We start from the raw sequence: 23,665 nt of genomic DNA on the forward strand, positions 1-23,665 counted from the left end.
CACTCCAGCCTATAGATACATTTTCCGAAACTCATTAGGTGTACTGCCTTTGTGCCTATGGAAGATGGAGCAAAAATAAGAGACGTTCTCATACCCGACGCTGTGAGCGACCTCACGCACCTTAAGGGATTTGTCCTTTAACAAGTCAGCTGCCTGGTTCATACGAACCTTCGTTATATAATCAAGAATCGTCTCACCCATTTTTTCTTTGAAAATGCTTCGAATATAGTTGGGTGATAAGTAGACCTCCTTGGCGATCTCCTCGACCGTAAGCGGCAAATGATACCGCTCGCTAATAAGCTTAACGATTTGGTCGGCTACGGCTTGATTGCGGTCAACATCTCTTTCGCTTAATGCCTTTCTTATTTCTTCGCAGAAGTGCATGACATAAGCTTGAATCTGTGAGGATGAGCTCATCGACGAAATTTCCTTCCAATGGTCCACAAGCAGCAAGTCCTTGAGCGAGCCTGCAAGCAGCATGGAGAAATGCTGCTCTAATGCAGCCATTAGCCGAATAATGGCTCGGATAGTGAAATTTCGATGGATACGTTCTACGCGAATCGTTGAGAAGAGCGCTTCTAACTGCATGGTTACCTGCTTGGCGTCTCCTGACTGCAAGGCGGCAGCAAGCCGAGCTGCAAGCTGCTCGCCATCATCATCCGTTTGTTTGGTAGGCAATAAATCATCCGGCGTTATGACGGCTCCGCCGAGCCTGAAAAACTTCTCCTCATTGCAAGCGCGCGCCTGCAAGTAGGCATCCCAAATAAGATGAAACCCGGTATGCGGCGCGGACAATCCTATCGTAATTTGTGCGCCGAAGGAGAGGGAGAGCTCCTCTCGGAACTTTTCCCAGAAATCCGTTGTAGATTGTGCGGCTCTCTGCTCATTTCGCCATTGAAAGAGAACGAATAAAGCATGCGGCTCGCTTTCAACAACAATAAAGGAATCGAGATACTGCCGGGCAATAGTCCGCATGAGCTCCACTCTGTCGGGAGAGGCTTCGCTTGCTGGCTGTGCAGAAATCGGATAGTCTGCCGGCGCATCAATCGTTGCATAAAAGGCTGCAAACTCCCTGTTTGCACTGAAATCAGATGAGCTAAGCTCCCATTTCCGAATCCAATCCTTCCGCTTCTCTTCATTCGGCTCGCGTATAATACGGGTCATCCATTTTTCACGCAGCCATTCTCCGCCCTGATCTGATATCTGTTCCTCCTCGCATTTTTTCTTTACCTTCTCAATTAACGCGATCAGCTCCTCCATATCTATCGGTTTTAACAAGTAGCCAGTCGCCTCAATGTTCAGCGCTGCCTTAATATACTGAAACTCGTTATGTCCGCTCAAAAATATGATTTTTACGTTCTTATCGATTTGCTTTGCTCTTCTTCCGAATTCCAGCCCGTCCATAATGGGCATGCGGACATCTGTCAAAATAATGTCAGGCTTTAATTCAGCCAGCTTACTAAGCGCTTCCTTGCCATTTCGCGCCGTTCCCGCGACCGTAATGCCGATTTTGTCCCATGGCACATAATGCTCCATCGTTTCGAGCTCAATGGCTTCATCATCCACTATCAAAATGCTGTACATGCTTGTTCCCACCTTTTATCATGTATCTGTTTTTGAATGTTTATTTAGTTTATCTGCAATACCGCATTTCAACAATGGAGCATATGGAAGTGTGTCGTTTTGCGTTACAAATCGGTAAATGCTTGTATAGAATGGGCAGGGCGGCCGACCTATAATGAAGTCACTAAGCAACGCAAGATTGGCAGGAGGTTATTAAATGGAATCCATAATGAAAGCGGAATCAAGTAAATCTGTTCCACCCAAAAAGAAGCGCAGCATTGGAAATTCAAATGTGTGGGGCAGATTGAAGGAACAGCGGCTATTATTTGTGCTCATGCTTCCGGCTTTAATCGTCACACTCATATTTTCTTACGTTCCCATGTTTGGCTTATACATGGCTTTCATTAATTACTCGCCAGGCGGGGGATCGTTTTTTGGTCAGTTTTTTACAACAGAGTTTGTAGGGCTGGAGTGGTTTAACTACTTCTTTACGAATGGCGATTTCGTCAGAGTAATGCGCAATACGCTGGCACAAAGCTTTCTATCTCTGTTATTCGGTTTCCCCATGCCGATTATTCTTGCCTTAATGATTAATGAAATGCGCAATGGCTGGTTCAAACGGACGTTTCAAACGGTATCTTACATGCCTCATTTTATTTCGTGGGTCATTGCCGCAAATATTATTATCACGGTACTTTCTTCAAGCGGTGTCATCAACAATTTGTTGACGGGGCTTGGAATCATCGATGAGCCGATTCAATTTATGCAAAACGGTCCGCTGTTCTGGTGGATTATCGCTTTCTCCAACACATGGAAGGACATGGGCTTTAATGCCATTATGTATTTGGCCGCTATCTCAGCTATTAACCCAGAGCTGTATGAGGTGGCGAAGGTAGACGGGGCAAGCCGATTAAAGCAAATGCTGCATATCACGCTGCCGTCTATTAAACCGACTATTATCATTCTTGCCATTTTAGCAGTTGGCGGAATATTGAATGCAGGTTTTGATCAGCAATTTTTGATGCAAAATAATACCGTGCTCCAATATTCGGAAGTTATTGACACGTACACGTACAAATATGGTTTGCAAAACGGAATGTTCTCTTACGGAGCAGCTGTTGGATTATTCAAATCGGTCGTCGCGTTTATCCTTGTTCTAAGCGTCAATAAGATGGCCAAAAAAATGAATGAACAGTCGTTGTTCTAGGACAAACAAGAAAAGGAGAACACTTCATGGCAAAATTTAAAAATGATTTTCTGTTTATGTCGATCGTCTACTTATTCATCATCGCGGTTTTTATCGTAACCTTTTATCCTTTCTGGAACATCTTTATCATTTCGTTCAATAGTGCTGAAGATACGCTGCGAGGAAATCTGTATTTGTGGCCAAGGGATTTCAGCCTAGCCAGCTATAAGCAAATTTTATCCGATAGCGAGATTTGGACGGCTATTAAAGTTACGGTGCTGCGGACGCTAATCGGAACGCCACTCGCGGTTATTGTCATTAGTATGCTTTCCTATTCACTAAGTAAACGCGAGCTCGTTGGAAATCGGTTCTGGTCACTGTATTTTGTGTTCACGATGTATTTTGGCGGCGGACTCATTCCTTATTATATGGTGCTCAAAAGCTTACACCTCATTGACAGCTTTATGGTGTTTATTTTACCGGGCATGATGAACGTCTTTTATATGATTATTGTTCGAACCTTCATGCAGCAGCTTCCGCAGGAGCTGGACGAATCAGCAAAAATAGACGGCGCTAATTACATGCAAATTTTCTTCAAAATTATACTGCCGCTAACGACACCAGTGCTCGCGACGATCGGCATGTTTACGGCTATTGGCCACTGGAACGCTTGGTTCGATTCCTACGTGTTCACGTATAACTCTGATCTTAAGACGCTTCAGGCCGTACTCGTAAAAATCTTGAATCAGTATCAAACCAGCTCCATGGTTGGCGATGCGCAGCAGCTCGCTGATGCTTCGAAACGACTGGCCGTGTCTCCGGATACGATTCGGATGGCGGCAACTATGGTAGCAACGCTTCCGATATTAATGGTTTATCCATTTTTACAAAAATATTTTGTTAAAGGCATGACCCTTGGCGCAGTAAAAAGCTAAAGAAGCGGAAACTTTGTTGGAGGTGATGCCGATCACGCTTAAATAGGGATGAAAATGTACTATAATAGAATCACTTACGAGGGGGATTTATACTATGCGTACTAAAAAATGGATCGTATTATTTTTAAGCATGATCGTTGTCATTTCCGTATTATCAGCTTGCGGCTCCAATAATGCTAAAGAAAACGGCAACTCGAGTGCTGGCGAGAATAGCGCTGGAAATGACAAGTCTAACGAACCACTGACCATAACCTTTTTCGATAAAAATACGGGAGATAAATTCAGCAACGCGGTAGCGGCGGAAATTACGAAGCGGACAGGAATTACAGTAGAAATTCAGCAGCCAACCGGAAATCCAGCGGAGAAGCTGAATCTGATGCTTGCAAGTGATGATCTGCCGGATCTCATCATGTTCGAGAGAAGCAGTGATTTGGTTAACAAATACATTGAGTCGGGTGCTATCATTCCACTAAATGATTTGATTGAAAAAAACGGCCCGGATGTAGCAAAAATGTATGGCGATGTGCTTAACAAAACGCGTTATAAAGACGGTAAAAACTATTACCTTTCCAACTGGTATGGGTTTGAGAATGAGCCCGTATTTGGCTTCAATATGCGTAAAGATATTTTGAAGGAGCTGGCTCCTGATAAAGCAGAAGGCGGAGTGCCTTTCACGGAAACTGAATTCAAGCAGCTATTGCTTGATTTTAAAGCGAAATATCCTACGATGGACGGTAAAGAAACGATCGCACTATCGATGGATGGAGAGAACTTTGGCGGTACGCTAGGCACTTTCAAAGGTATGTTCGGTATGCTGCCTTTCTACGATGAGAATGGTGAGCTGAAGTTTGATGTGAAAGACCCGCAATACCGCAAAATGATTATGTACATGAATGATTTGTACAACACAGGCCTGATCGATAAGGAATGGGCAATTAACAAAAAGCAAGCTTGGGAACAAAAATTGGCGACAGGTTCTGTATTTGCTTCAACAGGCGCGTATTGGGATGCTGGAGGAGCAAACACGATTCTGAAGAAGGATCGTGGTGAAGAATCACAGCTGTTCCCTTACAAGGTTGTAGCAGATGGCATAGATCCTGCAAAAACGACATACGGCGGACGCAGCTCACTTGGCTGGGATGCGATTACGATTACGAAAAAAAATAAAAACCCGGAACGCACGATGAAATTTATGAACTTCCTCGCGAGCGAAGAAGGACAATATTTGTTGATGTGGGGAATTGAAGGCCAGCACTGGGATATGAAGGATGGCAAGCATACGCCGCGTCCAGAAGTGCTGCAAAGCTTTAAAGACGATTGGAATGCCTATACAAAGGAATCAGGCATTCGCAAATGGACTTGGTTTATCAAAAACGGCAATGGTTCCGACGGAACACCTTATGACTTAGCGGGCCGCTTCGAACGTGGCGCTGTCGATAAGATGGCACTCAAAAACTTGTCTGACTCGGTGTATGACTCCGTACTCTACGATGGTCTTGGACCGCAGGGAGGAACGCCAGAAGCACTGAATGAGCAGAAGGTTAATGATATTGTGAAGCAGGGGCTGACGAAAGCGATTATGGCGAAGTCTCCTGAAGAAGCAAACAGCATTTTTGATAAAATGCTTAGTGACATGAAGGCTGCTGGAGATGCAAAGGTTGAAGCGATTTATACAACCAATTACAAAAATCGTGTTGAACTTTGGAAATAAACATAATGCAAGCATAATGGAGGCCGGCGCTGCCGGCCTTCTCCATTATAAAAGAGGAGCGGATGAGAGATGAAGATTGGACAATTCGAGCTGGAGCAGCGCATGGAGGAATATGTTGTTGATAACGGAGTCATTCAGGCAACCGTACATTTGACGGATGGGCATGTATCGCTGAAGTGGAGCAGCGGCGCCGCGCTGGTTGGCCTTTATGCCGAAGCGCGTTATGGTTTGGAGCAGCTTCGCTCCACTTTCTACAGCAAGCATGTTGTAAACGAAACGTCTACCCACGCCATTGAGGATGGGTTTGGCAAAGGAGTGCACTGGAGCTTTGAGCATGAAGAGCTTGGCAAGCCATTAATGCGTCAGCATTTCCGTATGTACGAGCAGCTGCCTTATTTGTTGATGGAGCTTGAAGTGGAAAGCGAGCTCGAATGGGAGACGAATGAAATCACGCCGCTAGCCGCATATTTAAATGATGGAAGTATTGCACAATTTGGGGCAGATGCAGGTGCCAGCGAGGAAATCAGGGCGTTATTCGTTCCATTCGATAATGACAAATGGGTTCGTTTTGCCTCACATGCTATTCCTTGCAGCGTACACAGCTATGAGACAACCGCCATTTATCGCGCGCAAAGCAGAAACGGATTTGTTATTGGATCAGTCACACATGATACTTGGAAAACAGGGGTTGTTGTGGAAGGGACGTTCCCTGAGGATCTGGGCAGGCTGCGCGTTTATGGCGGAGCCGCCGATATGCAGACGAGAGATACAGTCGCACACGGAACAATTCGCGGTAAAAGCATTGTATCTCCGACGATTTTTGTAGGCGCGTTCTCGGATTACCGCGATGGGCTTGAAGTGTATGGCAAGGCGAATGCCGTATTGACACCAGCACTTCCTTGGGAAGGCGGCGTACCGATGGGCTGGAACAGCTGGTCAGCCGTCATGGGCAAGCTTGATTATGATGTGTATACGTATACATCTGATTTCTTCTCCAAACAATTGCAGCAAAACAGCTTTGCTGACGATCAGGGAAGCCTTTACGTGAACTTCGACTCCTTCTGGGACAATTTATCGGAAGAGCAGCTAAAGGACGCACTAAGACGGGTAAAAGCAAACGGTCAAAAGCCGGGCACTTATTATACGCCATTCGCTTTCTGGGGCAACGATCCGGATACGCCCGTAGAAGGAACAGATGGGGCAGTGCTTTACCGTGAGATATTGATCAAGGATGCAGCTGGACAGCCGCTGCCGAAGCTGGATGGCGCATTTGCGATAGATCCATCGCATCCAGTCGCGCTGGAGCGAATTAGAAAAAGGCTGGAGAGCTTTATAGAGCAGGGCTTTGATTATGTTAAGCTGGATTTTCTGACGCATGGCGCGATGGAAGGCGTTTTCTATGACCCCGATATAAGAACAGGAATACAGGCGTACAACAAAGGTATGGCTTGTGTGCGTGAGACACTGAATCCTGAGAAAATTGGCAGACCGTTCTTAATTAATCTGTCTATTGCTCCGTTATTTCCGCATGGCTATGCACACAGCCGCCGTGTATCCTGCGATGCATTCGGAACGATTAATGATACCGAATATATGCTTAACGCGTTAACGTACGGCTGGTGGATTAACGATAGCTTGTATCGTTTCAACGACCCCGATCATGTTGTCCTCTATAAAAGCGACAACCAGCGTGCGATTAGCGAGCATGAAGGGAGAAGCCGTTTGAACAGTGCGGTGATTGCAGGTACGTCGCTTCTGCTCGGCGATGATTACCGAATGGAGGAGGCAGCGCGGCGAGCCAAGGAATGGATGACAAATCCAGAAATTATGGCGTTAGCTAAACGAGGTGTGACCTTCCGTCCGGTTGAGTGCAGCAGTGGGAACAAAAGTGAAAATCTGTTCATGATGTGTGCAGATGAAGGGACTTATGTCGCTGCTTTTAATTTCGAAGTGGAGAAGGAAAGCTTGTTGCACGCATCATTTGCAAGAATGGGCATAGATTCCTCTAAGGGGATAGTCGTTCGGGATTTGTGGAGTGGACAGGAGGGTCAAGCCGTGACAGAGGGTGACGGACATCGTATTGAGTTGGCACCATCGGAGTCTAAGCTGCTTCTCTATGTACAGGCGCAATAGCGACTAAAATGGATTAATAGCAAGTAAAATGCAGGAAACGAGCTATTTAATACGAAAGCTAAGAAAAATATGACAAAATCGGTTACTTTTTCATCGTTTTCGCGTATTATCCCCTATAGCCATATAAAAGATGCTTGGAAGGGGAGATTTCTTTGAGCTTTACAGATCAAAATCAGAACCTAGGCGAGAATCACAGTATGAGCGGTCGAAGGCCGCCAGAGCTAAAGCCAAGTACGGTTAAAAAAATCGTATTCGGTATCGTCGCCGCAGTTATCGTCATTTATTTAGGAACAACCTCCTTTTACACAGTACAGGAGCAGGAACGGGCAGCCATTTTAACCTTTGGCAAGTATTCGAATGAAACTTCAGCAGGTTTGCATTTTAAATGGCCTTATCCGATTCAAGATGTCAAAATTGTAAAAGCGGAGCTGACTCAGCGGATTCATATCGGTTATCGTCAAGTGGGCTCTGAAGCCGTTCCAAATGATGATGAAGCGATGATGATCACGGGTGATGAAAACATCGTTTCCGCGGATGCGGTTGTACAATGGAAGATAAGCAACATTCATGATTACTTATACAATATTTCTGATGCGGAACAGTTTCTGCGAAATGCAGCAAGCTCCTCGATTCGTGCAGTAATCGGCTCGGAGAAGCTTGATTACGCCATTACTGACGGTAAGACAGTCATCCAAGACAAGGTTCGGGAGAAGCTGATTGAGCTGCAGTCCAAGTACAAAACCGGCATACAAATCATTGACATTAAGTTCCAGGATATCGAGCCGCCAAGCGGTCAAGTGGCTGAGGCCTTCCGTGAGGTAACGAATGCTCGCGAGGAGAAAAACACCAAAATTAATAACGCTGCGAAGTACGAGAATGACCGTATTCCGAAAGCGCGCGGTGAGGCGCAAGCGCTTCTTGAAAATGCCGAAGGACAGAAGAAATCTCGGATTCTGAACGCCGAGGGTGACGTTGCCAAGTTTAATGCAATATTCGGCGAGTACAAAAAAAATCCGAATGTTACCCAAAGTCGTTTGGTGCTGGAGACCCTTGAAAAAATATTGCCAAACGCGAAAATCTTTATTACGAATTCGAACAGCGATACCGTAAATTATTTGCCGCTAAATGAATTGCTGCGCAGCGGTAGCGGCAGCACGACGACTCCGCCGGTAACAACGCCGCCGCCAGCCGCAGAAGCTCCGCAAGGAGGTGACGCACAATGAAAAGAAACCAATGGTTAACAATTATAGTTGTGCTGGTTGTTGTCATATTGGGCTCAGGCTCGATGTATATCGTGAAGGAAGGCGAATATAAGGTTGTGCTTCGATTTGGTGAAGCGATGAGAGCTGTGCCAGAGCCGGGCCTTAAATTTAAGCTTCCGTTCATTGAGAACGTATCGACGCTGCCGAAATATCAAATGACATATGAAAGCACGCCGACGACGATTCTAACAAAGGATCAGAAGCCGATCGTAGTAGACAACTATACGGTATGGCGCATCACGAATGCATCACAGTTTTTAAGAACGGTGCAGTCGGTCAGCGGCGGTATACAGCGGATAGATGAGGCCGTGTACAACTCTGTTCGCCGTAAGCTATCAGAGGTTAATTACGATAATATCATTAGTGAGAACACAGCGCGCGGCAATATTAACGATGAGATTACGAAGGATGTTGTGTCGGCGTTGACACGTGATAATTATGGTATTGAAGTTATCGATGTTCGCATTAAACGTACCGATTTGCCGGAAGAAAACAAGCAAAGCGTATACAACCGGATGATTTCAGATCGTCAATCGATCGCTGCACGCTACTTGTCCGAAGGTGATGAGGAGTCGCGAAAAATTACTTCCAAAGCAGATCGTACAGCTACGGAGCTCTTAGCGCAAGCGCAGGCTGATGCCAAAAAAATCGTCGCTGAAGGCGAGCGTGAAGCAGCCGTTATTTATAACAAAGCATACGGCAGCGACCCGCAGTTCTACAATTTCTATCGGACGTTGGAGAGCTATGCAACGACGTTGAAAAACGAACCAGTCATTATGATGCCAATCGATTCACCTTATGCAAAAATATTATTAGGTCAATAACCGGAAATCCCCTTCGCCTCAGCGTTGGGGATTTCTTTTTGTAAAGGCCAGCTAACGGCATTTTGAGAGTGAAAACTCGAAATGCTGTTTTTTTGTATAGAAAAGGCTATCAAACCTGCATAAATATTGCATTTGTACTGCTTGTAGTATACTTCAAATCCTTTAAAGTTAAAGAGGTAATATCTCATAAAGCGATTTTCATTGCCATAAATGACAGCGCTTTATTTGGTTCGTGTTTGACGCAGGGGATCGATAACAGGGATGAAGGGGTGAACCAAGTGAGTAGAAGAAGCAGTAAAAAGGGCATTAGTATTTTTGTTATATTTTGTGTCGTATTGGGTTTGTTTACAGGTGTTCATAGGCCTGTAGTTTATGCAGCAGGCACGCCGGTTATTGTGCCAAACGGAAGCTTTGAGAGTGATCTTGCTTCGTGGAATACATCGTTTACACCGGCTGAAGGAACGACGCCGATAACGATTCAAGGAAGCTGGATTCCAACCGGAGGCGGTACCAAACGATTGGATTACTGGAGTGCGTCAGATTATACGGCTAACACGCATCAGACCATTACTGGTTTGAAAAATGGTTCCTACACGTTATCCGCATGGGTAGAGCGCGGAGCAGGATTTAATGAGAGCTATATGTATGCCAAAGACATGGGACTTGCTGAAGTAAAAGTAAATGTGCCGGAGAGCGGCACATGGGTACAAATCAGCATGCCATTAGTCGTTGCAAACAACCAGCTGACATTAGGTTTTTATGCGGATGGCAATGCAAACAACTTTATGGGCGTTGATTTGATTACACTCGTCTTGGATGAAGCTGATCCGGCAAGAGCTCTTGAAAATACGAGCTTTGAAAATGATTTAACAGGATGGGAGACGAGCTTTGGGCCAGAAGGCAGCGAGACGCCTATCTCTATTAAAGATTGGACTCCTGAGAATGGCGGCACGAAGCGTCTGAACTACTGGAGCGCTAACGCTTACACAGCGGATACGTTCCAGACCGCAACGGGGCTTGAGAACGGTACCTATACGTTATCGGCTTGGGTTGCAAGAGGCGATGGCTTCACACAAAGCTATATGTACGCGAAAAACACGGGAAGAGCAGAGGTGAAGGTAAATATTCCGGTCAGCTCATCCTCGTGGACCAAAATTAGTTTACCAGTCGTTATTGAAAACAATCAGGTTACGATCGGCTTTTATGCAGACGGAGCTGCAGACAAATGGCTTGGTGTCGATCTGATTTCACTGGTTAAAGAAGAGGAAGCCCAGCTGGAGCCTGTTGGCGTAGCGATTGGCAATCAGGGCTTCGAAGCGGAAGAACCTGCTCAGGTCATCAGCTCCTGGTCAGAGGAAGGCGATATGGACGCTTCTTATACGGAAGCACCGGGCTATTTAAGCAGCTATGGCTTAACGCATTATTCTGATCACGATTATAAGGTGACTACCTCCCAGACGATTACGGGACTAGAGAACGGATATTACACGCTGACAGCATGGGCGCAAAATGGCGGTGGCCAGCATGCGAGCTACATATTCGCCCGTGACCATGGCACCTCGGAGGCGAGAGCTGCGGTACCGATCGGCAGCACATGGACAAAGGTGTATTTGCGCGGTATTCAGGTTACGAATGGAACAGCGACGATCGGTTTATTCTCAGATGCAAAAGCAGGCAACTGGACGAAGCTTGATTTTGTCGAGCTGGTGAAGGATGACCAGCCGTACAAATTTCTCAAAGGCGGCGATGTCTCAGAGCTTACTTATGTAGAATCGCAAGGCGGCAAATTTTACGACAGCAAAGGGAATGAGAAGGATTTATTTCAGCTGTTGAAAGAAAACGGCCACGATATCGTACGTCTGCGCGTCTATAACGAACCGGGCAAAGGCCATGGCGACGGCAGCTATTACCGTCCAGCAGGCATTATGGATAAGGCGGACATTCTGAAGCTTGCCAAACGTGCAAAAGCTGCTGGTTTGCAAATTCAACTGTCCTTCCACTATAGCGATTACTGGACGAACGGCGCTACGCATAATATCCCTAACGCATGGCAAACGGCGATTAAGGATTTGGCAGACGATGCTGCAAAGGTGACTAAGCTGGAGGAGCTTTTGCGTGCATATACGTTAGACGTTATGGAAGCAATGGTAGACCAAGGCACGACGCCGGAGTTCGTGTCGTTAGGCAATGAAATGCAATCGGGTATTTTGTTTCCTTACGGCAGAGCATCTGGAGGGAGCTGGGCTAATCTAGCAAGGTTCCTTAAAGCCGGAGCGGAAGAGGTTAAGAAGGCTTCTCCGACCTCAAAGGTCATTCTGCATCTGGATGACGCAGGCAACACGAGCAAATATGAAAACTTTTTTGATGAGATAGAGGCAAGAGAGGTCCCTTATGACATTATCGGACCGTCCTATTATCCGTTCTGGACGGATGACACGATTGAACAAATCGTTGCGTTTTGTAATTATTTCAGCAAAAAATATGATAAAGATATTATGATTATGGAGACTGGATATAACTGGAATCCCACGCTGCCAAATGGCACAATTGGCCAGCTAAACGATAACGGACCCTACCCAGCAGATACGAGCTCTCCACAAGGGCAAAAAGAATTTATGATTAATTTATTCAACGGTCTGAAGAGCGTAGATAATGGCAGAGTTATCGGCGATCTATATTGGGACCCGATTATGATTGCAGTGCCGGGTGTAGGCTGGGCGATTAAAGAAATGGACGATCAACCCGATTTGAACGTGGTGTCAAATACGACTTTGTTTGATTTTGATGGCAAAGCATTGCCCGCTCATGATGCCTACAAGCAAAATACAGAAGGGTCGACGCTTGGACATATTTCGGGTGTTGTGCGAGGCGAGCTTGGCAAGAGCATCGCTCATGCGACGATAGCTGTTGATGTAAATGGTACGATGTTGACGACAAAATCGGATGCAGCTGGGAACTATTTCATTCCGGATTTGCCAATCGGCCAAGTCTATACGATTACAGCTGCAAAAAGCGGCTATGAAGGCGGAAATATTTCCGTTAACCTCTTGGAAGCGGGTACGTTCACGTCGAATCAGAATATTGCAATGATCGGCGGCGCTATTACGGGAGCCGTTAAGGATCAAAACGATAATGCGGTTATTGATGCGAAGGTTAGTGCGATGATTGATGGCGTTGTATACAGCGTAGTTACGGATAGCTCAGGGCAGTATACGCTTGCAGATTTGCCTGCTGCTACAAATGTGACTGTGACGGCTGCTAAAGAAGGTTATGTTAGCGAGGGAGCTGTCAACGCTTCGGTAGCAATTGGGTCGACGACTTCGTCGATTGATTTATCTTTAGCATTAAATTCAGGCACGATAACAGGTACAATCATTGGAAGTGACAAAGCACCAATCGATAAAGCGCAGGTTAGCGTTGCTGCAGCAGGAAAAGTGTATTCCGCATTGACCAATGCAGCTGGTGAATATCGACTAGTGAACATTCCTGCGGGAATCAACTATAAGGTCATTGCTATAAAATCAGGATATTTAAACGCAGAGTCATCCCCTGTTTCGGTTAAAGTTGGCGAAACGACTAGTGATGTTCATTTGACGCTATTGAATAATCTTGGGGCGATAACAGGTATCGTATTAGACAGCTCATACTCGCCTGTTGAAGATGCGACAGTCATTGCAGTTAAGGGTGAGAAAACCTATACCGCAAAGACGAATGCAGCGGGACAATATGTACTTGCTGATGTATTAGGAGGCAATGGTTACGCCGTTTCGGCAAGCAAAGAAGGATATTTAAACGGCTCGGCCTCAGCGGTTGATGTTGCGACTCGTCAAACAACAAAAGCTGGAAACATCATTTTAGCTGCGAAAATACCGTTAATCAATGCTGGTTTTGAGCAGCAGGGTGCCGATAAATACACTCTTCCAGGATGGAACACAACGGGAACAGCAAATGCAACCTTTGCTTCGAAAGATAATCCAAAGGATGGAAGTTATGTACTAAATCTTTGGCATGCGGGAGCCTATGAATCGGATGCTAATCAGACGATTACAGGGCTTGCAAATGGTTATTATACGGTTTCAGCATGGTTCTATAATGGCGGTGAGCAGAAGGAATATTATATGTACGCCAAGGACTCGAACGGTGAACTGGCACGTCTAAATATTCCGAAAACAAATGCGATGACGCCATTCAGTATGGTTGTGAAAGTAGAGCACGGGGAGCTGACATTTGGCTTCTATGCAAACGCGAATGCAGGAAACTGGGCTTTAGTTGATGCGGTTGCAGTTGGTTTTCTAGGTGAAGGAACCGGTGCGATCAGCGGAGAAGTGCAGGATGCAGAAGGCAACAAGCTGGCGGATGCTGCCGTAAAAACTGTCATTAAAGGAGTAGAATATGCAGCGGTTACAGGTGCTGCGGGTGAGTTCACCTTGTCAGATATACCGCAAGGATCGGGTTATTCTATTGATGTGAGTAAAGCAGGCTATATCACGAGCTCAGTAACTGAGGTGGCTGTTACCGATAAGCAGGTGACAACTGGAGTAACGATTGTGCTGGCAGCAGAAGCGGGACCGTCACCAACACCGACGACACCAGTGGAGCCAGAACCAACACCAACGACGCCGGTGGAGCCAACACCGACACCGGCCACACCAGTGACACCGCAGCCTACACCAACTGTGCAGGCGGTGAATGTTGATTTGAGGCAAGAACTGAAGAATGATAAGGATCATTCAATCACAGTAACCACAATGCCGACAACGGGAGCCATAGGCATCATTGCGAATATGGCTGCAAAGCAGATGACAGAGCTAGCAAATGAAGGACTGCAAGCGGTTATTTTCAAAACTGGCTTTGCAACGGTCTCGTTCGCACCTGACCTGTTCAAGGATGTAATCAACCCAGCATCAAACAACGTACAATTTTCAGCTGCTAAAGTGGATGCTTCAGCCTTATCCAATGAAGTGAAGAAGGCTGTAGGCGACCATACGGTTTATGATTTTAATCTTACCGTCGATGGGGTGAAAGTTCCTCATTTTGATAAGAACAAGGTCATAATCGAACTTCCGTATACGTTGCGTCAAGGAGAAGAGCCTCATAACGTTGTTATTTTTTACATCAACGAGGATGGTAAGCTGGAAATAGTGAAAAACGCGATATATGATGCTGCGAAGGCGACAATCACTTTTAGTCCATCGCATTTCAGCAAATATGCAGCGGTTCATAAGGCTGTTTCATTTACCGATCTAGCTAAGGCCGGATGGGCACAGCAGAGTATCGAGTTCCTTGCGGCAAGAGGCATCATAAGCGGATTTGAGGATCAAACCTTTAAACCGACAGATGCCGTAACAAGAGGACAATTTCTGCAAATGTTAATGGGGATTTTGGATACAGCAGCTAAGGGAGATGGACCAGGCTTCTCGGATGTTAAAGAAGGAGCATGGTATGCAGAAGCGATCATAAACGCTCAAAAGCTCGGTATTGTGAAGGGCAAAGATGATGGCAGCTTCGGTGTGCATGATGTCATAAGCCGTGAAGAAATGGCTGTTATGATGTACCGTGCTGTAAAAGCAGTCAACGTAAAGCTGAGTAATCTAACAAACGTGGAAGCTTTTGCTGATCAAGCGCAAATAGCTGATTATGCCGCAGAAGCTATTCAACAGATGCAGCAAGCCGGTTTAGTCAACGGAGTCGGGCAGGGTGTATTTGCACCAAAAGGCCATGCGACAAGAGCACAGGCTGCTGTTATTTTAGAAAGATTGTTTCAAATGATGTATTCTGTACATTAATGAGTTAGACAACAAACAGGGTATATCCTTAGACGGATATGCCCTGTTTGTATCAAAAAACCTTTTGTACGTTCACTCAACATGCCTAATTATGCGTATGGTTAAAAAAGCAACCAATATGTTGTGAATATGCCCTGTATGGCATGGAATCGGTTTGATACGATAGCAAAGAACGATTACGAATGAAATCGGAGGTATATGATGCATTTTTCTTTTGAGACAAACGAGCGGGCGGACTGGAGCTTGTTTTCTAACGGCAATCAAGACGCTGAAGGCATCCAGCAGGATCATCCGTCGTCTACTGAGTATCTCATTCTTCAACATACCGCTTCTTATTGCTCAGCGGCGTCTAGGACTATTGAAAAGCTTGAGAACGGCTATTATACATTGACAGCATTGACGCAAAACAGCGGAGGGCAACAAACCTGCTATATTTTCGCGGAGGCTGTAACTGGTGAGACTCGGATAACAAGCCTTCCAGTATCATCGGAGTGGATACCTGTTATTATACGAGGCATAGAAGTAAGGGATGGAAAGTGCACCATTGGTCTCTATACCGAAGGGAACGGCGGAAATTGGTGTAAGGTGAAATCGTTTGAGCTTGTGAAAAGTGATGAGTCCTATGAACTGCTGAAGGGCGGGGACATCTCCGAGATGCCGCGGATTGAGGAAAACGGCGGTATTTATAAGGATAATCATGAACCGATGGACGGCCTTGAAATATTGAAAGCATACGGGCATAACATTGTTCGGATTCGACTATATAATGATCCTGGAAACAAAGACTACTGGCCTTCGAATCAGCTGGATGCTAGAGGTTATCAGAACGAGGAAAGAACGCTCGCTTTAGTAAAAAGAGCGAAGGACATGGGATTCCAAATTCAATTCTCTTTCCATTACAGTGATTACTGGACAAATGGTTTGGCTCAGCACAAGCACCACAACTGGGAAGGACTTTCTTTTGCGGAGCTGAGAGAAGCCTTATATCAATATACACGAGCCTTTATGACGCGTTTGGTCGAGCAAGGCACAGCTCCTGAGTATGTATCGCTTGGCAATGAAATACAAGGCGGCATGTGTTATCCCGATGGTGCTATTGCGAATTGGCCGCAGCTGGCTGAGCTTCTAAAGGCAGGTTATCAAGCGGTGAAGGAAGTATCTGAAACGAGCAAGGTCGTTATTCATTTGGACGGCGCGACTGAGGATGAGAAATACGAGCAGTTTTTTGGCAATTGCGAGCGGTATGGCGTTCCCTATGACATTATCGGACCATCCTATTATCCGTTCTGGACACAGGCATCGGTTCAGCAGCTAGTGGCCTTTTGCAATAAGCTGGTTGCCAGATTTGATAAGGATATTTTGCTCATGGAAGCGGGTTTTAACTGGAGCGCGGTTACGGGGGCTGGCATGCGAGGTCAGCTTGAGAACAATGGGCCCGAGCCGTACGAGAGTACGCCAGAAGGTCAACGTGATTTCATGTATTCTCTGATGAACGGCATTAAGCAGGTAGATGGGGGAAGATGCCTTGGCGTGCTCTACTGGGACCCCGTCATGATTTATGTACCAGGCGTAGGCTGGCAGAAGGACGCTCCTAATGTGGTTGATAACACGACGCTGTTTGATTTTGAAGGAAACGCGCTGCCCTCCATGCTTGCGTACAAATATAACAATTAACGTAAACGTAAGAACTGGGATATCGGAGTAAAAACCGATATTCTGGTTCTTTTTTTGAAAGAATAGAAATGTTGTGCAATAAAGTGGTTGTAAAAACATAACATACATTTCGATTTTACGGGTTGAATTGAATGGAATGTCCACGTATGGTGAAGAGGAAGAAAATGATTTTTAAGCAGCAGCCCAAATGACATCCAGCAGAGGTGCAAAGCAATATGCCTAAAATTAATTTATTTACTAAAATCGTCGCTCTAATCATCATTATGCTGGTTCCGATTATGCTGCTCTATTTCTACTCTAATAAGACTAGCACCGACATTCTTGGCGAGGAGCTTAACAAGTCGAACACGAATCAGCTCCTATTCTTTCAGAATCAAGTCAATACAAGCATCGATTCGATGGCCCTTTGGCCTGACTTATTGATACAGGACCCCGATATTTCGTCGCTTCGCGATATTTTTACGGAAATGCCGGAGCTGAGTCTGGGCATGATTACTTTGATCAAAAGAATTCAAACGAAGCTGGCCATTCAGCAAAATTCATCGAAGTGGCGAAGCAGCCTTCATATCTATTCACCGATTCTCCATAGAGATATTTCGGATAATGACGTTGTGCTTTATGACGACGCCGATTTGAAAAAAAGATTAAAGCCTGGCTGGCAAGTGAAGGCCGCTGAAAATAATGAATTTGTTTTCTCTCGTTATGCGGTAACACCGTATTCCAGTTACTTGGACCCAAGCAGCTCGAACCTGGTCATTGAGGTGCAGTTCGACAGCTCGAACATTAAAGATATGTTGGACAAGTTCAAGAGCGATGGCCGCCGAGAACCCTTTTATTATTTGGAAGGCGTCGGCGTTATTTATAATCGCTCGGCAGATAAGGAACTGACGAACAACGTAATCCATTTGTTGAAGCAGCAGCCGCTTCAGGACTTGGAAAGCCGTACGATCGATTTGGGCGGGGAAAAATATTTGGTCAATATTGTGAAGTCAGAAACGATTGGTTGGCATTTGATCGATTATATTCCGATTTCCGAAATCATTCGGCCTATTCAAAAGACCAATCAATTATTTTATGTATCTTTGGCAGGCTTGCTGCTGTTATGCTGCATCGCTGCTTATCTTTTATATGCGCAGGTACAGGTTCCTATTAAGCATCTCATCGTTGGGTTTCAGAAGCTGAAAAATGGTGATTATTCGGTTCGAATGAAGCCGCGCGGCAGGAGCGAGTTTGGTTTTCTTTATACGCGCTTCAACTTGATGGTCGCTCAAATTCAAGAGCTATTTGAAACGGTGTATTTGGAAAAAATTCATGTGCGGGAAGCACGTTTAAAACAGCTGCAATCACAAATTAATCCGCATTTCTTCTATAATTGCTTCTCGTTCATCTCGAGTATGGCCAAGCTCGAAAAGAATGAAGCAGTCGTTGCCATGTCGCATCATTTGTCCAACTATTACCGTTATACGACAAGGCAGGAACGCGATCTTGTTGCGATGTCAGAGGAAATTAATTTTGTGACCAGCTATTTGGAAATTCAAAAAATGCGCATGCCGCGACTACAGTATTCGATCAGCTTGCCTGCGGATATGCGCCATCTTGAAATTCCGCCGCTGATGCTGCAGCCGCTCGTTGAGAATGCAGTTATTCATGGTATTGAGGCATGGACGGATGCATCGATTATTCAAATAACGGGAGAGTGGCATGAAGAGGGAGCACGGCTTGTCGTAGAGGATGACGGCAAGGGGATGAGCATGGAGGATATTCTTATTCTTCAGCACAAAATGCAGAACCAAATGGATGAGCAAATGGGCTGCGGGTTATGGAATGTTCATCAGCGCATGCACTTACGATTTCGCGGATCAGCAGGGGTTAGCTTCTCATCCTCAAATCTTGGAGGTCTAAAAGTCACGATTACTTGGTCACCAAGCTAGATAAAAAAAGGGGTTTTCAAATGATTGAAATTTTATTGATTGATGATGAGTCGTATGTTACGGGAAGCTTGGAGAAGACCATTCCTTGGCTCTCGATTGGCGTAAAAAGCGTGTATCAAGCGACATCTGCCTTTGAAGCGTTGGAGCTTCTTGAAGAAAACTCGATAGATATTGTCGTTACCGATATTGCCATGCCGGAAATGAACGGGCTTGAGCTTGTTCAAGAGATCAGCCAGCGCTGGCCTAATATCAAATGCATTTTGCTTACAGGGCATTCTGATTTTCAATACGCTAAAAAGGCCGTTCAGCTGCAAGCATTTGATTATATATTAAAGCCAGTAAATGACGATGAATTTGTGAAAACGATATCGGGAGCAATCGAAGCGCTAAAGGATGAATGGGAGCAGGCAGAGAAATATCAGCAGCTGCTGTATGATCGCAAATCTGATTTCAAGGTGCTGCGCGCCAATTTTATGGTCGACTTGGTATTAGGCAGACAGCTTTCGCCAAAGACGATTAAAGAGAAGCTGACGCAATACGAAATTTCTCTTGAGATAGAACGTCCAACCGTCATGATGCTCGTCCAACTGGGCAAACAATTTTCACATCTGGATTATAGCTCTTCCTCACTTATGGAGTTTGCCGTAGGGAATATTGCGGAGGAGTCGTTTGCTCAGCATTTCCATGTATGGCATTGCAAAGCTCCGCATGAATATTTGCTTATTATGGCGCAGCCTAAAACGGAAGCCGGCGAGAAATCAGAATTTAGTATGGAAAGCCGCAATTTACGTAAAACGATACTTGCCGAAGCAACCAAGAAGCTTCGTACAAATGTGAGCAACTATCTCAAAGGAGATATCTCCATTGTCGTTACGGATTGGTTCGAGTTTCCTAGTGCGATTACGACAGCGTATCGTTCTGGCCTAGGAGCGATGTTCATGATTGCAAATGAAGAGCAGCACTCTATTCATTATTTGGAGGATCGCTCGGGCAAGGACAACACTTTTGTTAAATCTATGGAAAGCTTATATAAGCCGCCTACGATGATAACATTGCTGGAGTCGAAGCGCTGGGATGCGGTAGAGCAGAAAATTAAAGATGTTTTTGCCGATTTGAAAAATACCCGATTCTCAAGAGAGCATCTATACGAGGTATACTTAGCGCTTACCAATGCTTTTATGTATATTACGCATAGACAGGGCCAATACGTATCCCAAATCAATGAGCTGGGTATCGATTTTATTTTGGATCAAACGGTTGTACTATCGCCTGATCGGCTGGAGGATTGGTCAATTGGCGTATTGCATAAGCTGCAAAGCGTGCTTTCAGTGAAAGAGGAGAGCTCCAAAAGCTTTATCGTTAAGCAGGTGCAGGAAATTGTTGCGAACAACCTCAGCTTAGATACGACTGTAAAAACGATTGCTGATCGCGTGTTTCTTCACCCGGTCTATCTCTCGAAAGTATTTAAAGCGGAAACGGGAGAAAGCTTAAGTGAATGGATCATCGGAATGAAGATGGAGCGGGCGCTTTATTTGCTGAAAAATACGAACAAAAAAATATATGAAATAACGAGTGAGCTTGGTTATCAGAATCCGCAATATTTTAGCAAAACGTTCAAAAAATATTATGGTATGACACCTCAGGAGTTTCGCGAACAGTAAAGTGGTTGTAAAAGGTGCTGATATGTTCGCTTTGTGTCATAGGCTGAAATTGCCCCTAAGCCTATAATTAAGCATGTAGAACATAATCATGAGGGGGATTACAATGAATATGAAAACAAAGAAACGGTTCACGTTCATGCTTTGTATGCTTCTAATCGTATCAGCCATCATAGGTTGCTCGAACAGCGGCAACAAGGCAGAGCCGTCGAATAAGCCAAGCGACAACACTTCCGCGGGCAATGAGGAAAACCCTTACAAAGAGAAATACGATCCGCCGGTTACGATTTCCACGGTATGGGGAGTAGACCCTGCGCTAACCTTCCGTGAGGGAGAAACGATTGAAAACAACGTGGCAACAAAATGGGCGCTCGATACGCTTGGTATTAAAGTAGATTCCCTTTGGTCAGTGACAGATACAAATGGAGCATTTGCAACAAAAATGCGCCTTGCGATGTCTTCAGGACAAAAAATGCCGGATGTTGCTGTCGTTGGCGACAAACTGCTGGCACAAGATCTAATTGACTCCGGCATGTTCCAAGACGCAGGCGAGCTGTTCGATAAATATGCCGGCGAGAAATGGAAAGCGGCAATGAATCTTGATACCAGCGTATGGAATGCTTATATGCGTGATGGAAAACGAATCGGTATTCCTTTACTTGATTATGCTTACAACAACGACTATGTGCTCTGGATTCGTCAAGACTGGATGGATAAGCTTAATTTGAAAGCTCCAAAAACGATTGCTGAGCTGGAAACGGTAATGGAAGCTTTTAAAAACAATAATCCACAAGGATTGTCGCCAGAAAAAGTTGTTCCACTAAGCGTTGGCTTTAAAACGTCGATGAACACTTGGATGGGTGATCCATCATGGGTATTTGGCGCATATGGCACACTTCCAGCACAATGGAATGAGGCAGCGGATGGAACTTTGGAATACGGTTCTACGAACGCAGGCATGAAGCAAGGTCTTATTAAGCTTAAAGAGTGGCGCGACAAAGGTTATATTCCGAAAGAAGCAGCACTGTGGGATGAGAATAAAACGTCTGAACCAGCTGTAGCTGGAACAGCAGGCATTATTCCTGGACCTTACTGGATGAGCGGCTGGCCGCTATTGGATACAGCAAAAAATGCTGAAGGCGCAGTATGGAAGCCTTATGCGATTCCAACTGGTGAAGACGGTAAAGCAATGCGTCACGGCACTTCCTTTGTAAATGGCGTTATTCTGATCAATAAAGATATGAAAAATCCAGAAGCTTTCTTCACTTACGAGAACTATCTATTCGACAACCTAGCTGACCCGCAAGAAGGAAGCCCGTTCGAGCTAGGCGCTTTTGAAGGTTATGATTACGCTCTTGATGCTAGCGGCAAACCGCTGTACCTGGATGATGTTCCAGGCGGTGCCATTACGGCTCCACTACGTTACTTCATTGTACGCGACGGTGCGCGTATTCCTGATGCACAGTTTAAAGCATTGCTTAACCTAGCTGAAGGCAAAGAAGCAAAAACCTATCGCGAGAAGGAAGTTGTTGCGCAGTACGGACCGGAAACGGCGCTTGCTGCGACTGTCGTTATGGAGCAAGATGCGATTTCCAAGAAGGATATGTTTGTAGGACCTCCTACTAAAACAATGAAATCACGCATGGACTATTTGAAAAAAATTGAAGCTCAAACGTTTAACGAAATCATTTATGGCGCTAAACCGGCTGAAGCTTTTGATGAATTCGTGAAAAGCTGGAAGTCATCCGGCGGCGATGATATGACGAAAGAAGTTAATGAGTGGTATGCTAGTTTAACGAAATAAGCTTGACGAAATGCGGTCCCTCAGGGGCCGCATTTTTTTGTGTTATGCAGCAAGCTAAATTCACATGTTGGATTGCAAAAGTGGTTGCATTTGTGCCATGAATGTTGGGTTTGTTAGCTACTTCAATTTTTCCGTCGCTGATATAATTTTTATATAAGGAACGCAATGCATACGTGCCGTGACAGGCTGATTGCGTTCTGCATCTCATCCAGCGGGAGGAACAAAACATGTCTCAGCAGCAAACAATTCAACAAGATGACATTTCGGTATCTGTTGTCAAATCAAAAGGAAAACCGCTGTTTTATTACCTCATAAAGCAATGGCCATTCCATCTTATGGTGCTTCCATCCCTCGTCTTTCTAATCATCTTCGCATACTTGCCAATGGGTGGACTTGTAATGGCTTTTCAGGATTATAAACCATGGCTAGGCCTGACAGGCTCGGAATGGGTTGGACTGGATCAGTTCCGCTATTTGTTCGAGAGGCAAGACAGCCTGCAGGTAATCTGGAACACGCTAATCATCGCCATTTTCAAAATGGTACTGAATCTTTTTGCTCCATTCGTATTCGCTATTCTTTTAAATGAAATTAGAAAACAGCTTGTTAAACGTTTTGTACAGACGCTAGTCTATTTGCCGCATTTTTTATCTTGGGTTATCTTGGGCGGCATTCTTACAGATCTTCTATCGACGGAAGGCGGGCTGGTGAACCGTCTCCTAACAGGAATATTCGGAATCGAGCCGATCTTCTTCCTAGGCGATGGCGATTGGTTCCGCTTCACCGTTATCCTCTCTGATGTATGGAAAGAGTTTGGCTTCGGTACCGTCGTGTTCCTTGCAGCGCTTGCCAACGTTAACCCATCGCTTTATGAGGCGGCAGAGGTGGATGGCGCAAGCCGCTGGAAGCAGACGCTTCATATTACGGTTCCGTCAATGATTCCCATTGCGATTGTAGTCGGTACACTGGCGCTTGGTAACGTGCTGAATGCGGGCTTTGATCAAATTTTCAACCTTTATAATTCCTTGGTTTACGCGAAGGGCGATATTATTGATACGTTTGTATACCGCACAGCTATTTTAAGCGGCGAAATGGGCTTTGGTACGGCAATCGGATTGTTTAAATCGGTGATCAGCTTTGTCTTAGTCGTTATCTCTTATCGCCTTGCTTACAAACTAGCCAATTACAGAATTTTTTAAAA

13 protein-coding genes are annotated in these 23,665 nt (G+C 45.2%); 12 read left to right on the forward strand and 1 reads right to left on the reverse strand.

Annotated elements, in window-relative coordinates; all coding sequences use genetic code 11:
* Nucleotides 1-9 precede the first annotated feature (9 nt).
* The gene (locus BK120_RS10425) at nucleotides 10-1,584 is read right to left on the reverse strand and encodes a response regulator (protein WP_076267441.1); all 1,575 of its coding nucleotides are present in this window, start codon (nucleotides 1,582-1,584) and stop codon (nucleotides 10-12) included.
* Nucleotides 1,585-1,780: 196 nt separating this feature from the next.
* Between BK120_RS10425 and BK120_RS10430 the strand changes: the two genes are divergently transcribed.
* The 12 genes from BK120_RS10430 to BK120_RS10485 all read left to right on the forward strand — a co-directional run bounded on the left by BK120_RS10430 (nucleotide 1,781) and on the right by BK120_RS10485 (nucleotide 23,663).
* The gene (locus tag BK120_RS10430) at nucleotides 1,781-2,770 is read left to right on the forward strand and encodes an ABC transporter permease (RefSeq protein WP_256710846.1); all 990 of its coding nucleotides are present in this window, start codon (nucleotides 1,781-1,783) and stop codon (nucleotides 2,768-2,770) included.
* Between the two features lie 26 nt (nucleotides 2,771-2,796).
* Nucleotides 2,797-3,684 carry a carbohydrate ABC transporter permease gene (locus BK120_RS10435; protein ID WP_076267442.1) on the forward strand — a complete coding sequence of 296 codons (888 nt, stop codon included), beginning with the start codon at nucleotides 2,797-2,799 and terminating at the stop codon, nucleotides 3,682-3,684.
* 94 nt (nucleotides 3,685-3,778) lie between these two features.
* Entirely contained in the window at nucleotides 3,779-5,395 is a 1,617-nt protein-coding gene (locus BK120_RS10440) for an ABC transporter substrate-binding protein (RefSeq protein WP_076267443.1), read from the forward strand.
* A 69-nt stretch (nucleotides 5,396-5,464) separates the two neighbouring features.
* Nucleotides 5,465-7,528, forward strand: a complete 2,064-nt coding sequence (locus tag BK120_RS10445) for an alpha-galactosidase (protein ID WP_076267444.1) — start codon at nucleotides 5,465-5,467, stop codon at nucleotides 7,526-7,528.
* Nucleotides 7,529-7,680: 152 nt separating this feature from the next.
* Nucleotides 7,681-8,751 (forward strand): FtsH protease activity modulator HflK, encoded by a 1,071-nt coding sequence (gene hflK, locus BK120_RS10450; protein WP_256710847.1) that lies wholly within the window; start codon nucleotides 7,681-7,683, stop codon nucleotides 8,749-8,751.
* Nucleotides 8,748-9,614, forward strand: a complete 867-nt coding sequence (gene hflC / locus BK120_RS10455; protein WP_076267445.1) for a protease modulator HflC — start codon at nucleotides 8,748-8,750, stop codon at nucleotides 9,612-9,614. Before hflK ends, hflC begins: the two co-directional genes overlap by 4 nt.
* Before the next feature lie 278 nt (nucleotides 9,615-9,892).
* Nucleotides 9,893-15,400, forward strand: coding sequence for a glycosyl hydrolase 53 family protein (locus BK120_RS10460; protein ID WP_144376729.1), 5,508 nt, complete (start codon nucleotides 9,893-9,895; stop codon nucleotides 15,398-15,400).
* A 198-nt stretch (nucleotides 15,401-15,598) separates the two neighbouring features.
* Nucleotides 15,599-17,074 carry a glycoside hydrolase family 53 protein gene (locus BK120_RS10465; RefSeq protein ID WP_083681852.1) on the forward strand — a complete coding sequence of 492 codons (1,476 nt, stop codon included), beginning with the start codon at nucleotides 15,599-15,601 and terminating at the stop codon, nucleotides 17,072-17,074.
* Nucleotides 17,075-17,289: 215 nt separating this feature from the next.
* Nucleotides 17,290-19,005, forward strand: coding sequence for a sensor histidine kinase (locus tag BK120_RS10470; protein WP_076267448.1), 1,716 nt, complete (start codon nucleotides 17,290-17,292; stop codon nucleotides 19,003-19,005).
* A gap of 20 nt (nucleotides 19,006-19,025) precedes the next feature.
* Nucleotides 19,026-20,666, forward strand: a complete 1,641-nt coding sequence (locus BK120_RS10475; protein WP_076267449.1) for a response regulator transcription factor — start codon at nucleotides 19,026-19,028, stop codon at nucleotides 20,664-20,666.
* A gap of 103 nt (nucleotides 20,667-20,769) precedes the next feature.
* Nucleotides 20,770-22,467: a type 2 periplasmic-binding domain-containing protein gene (locus BK120_RS10480; protein ID WP_076267450.1), complete on the forward strand. Its 1,698-nt coding sequence runs from the start codon at nucleotides 20,770-20,772 to the stop codon at nucleotides 22,465-22,467.
* Nucleotides 22,468-22,802: 335 nt separating this feature from the next.
* Nucleotides 22,803-23,663, forward strand: coding sequence for an ABC transporter permease (locus BK120_RS10485; protein WP_076267739.1), 861 nt, complete (start codon nucleotides 22,803-22,805; stop codon nucleotides 23,661-23,663).
* The last annotated feature ends 2 nt before the right edge of the window (nucleotides 23,664-23,665 follow it).

The sequence above is a fragment of the Paenibacillus sp. FSL A5-0031 genome, from assembly GCF_001956295.1.
Classification (GTDB): domain Bacteria; phylum Bacillota; class Bacilli; order Paenibacillales; family Paenibacillaceae; genus Pristimantibacillus.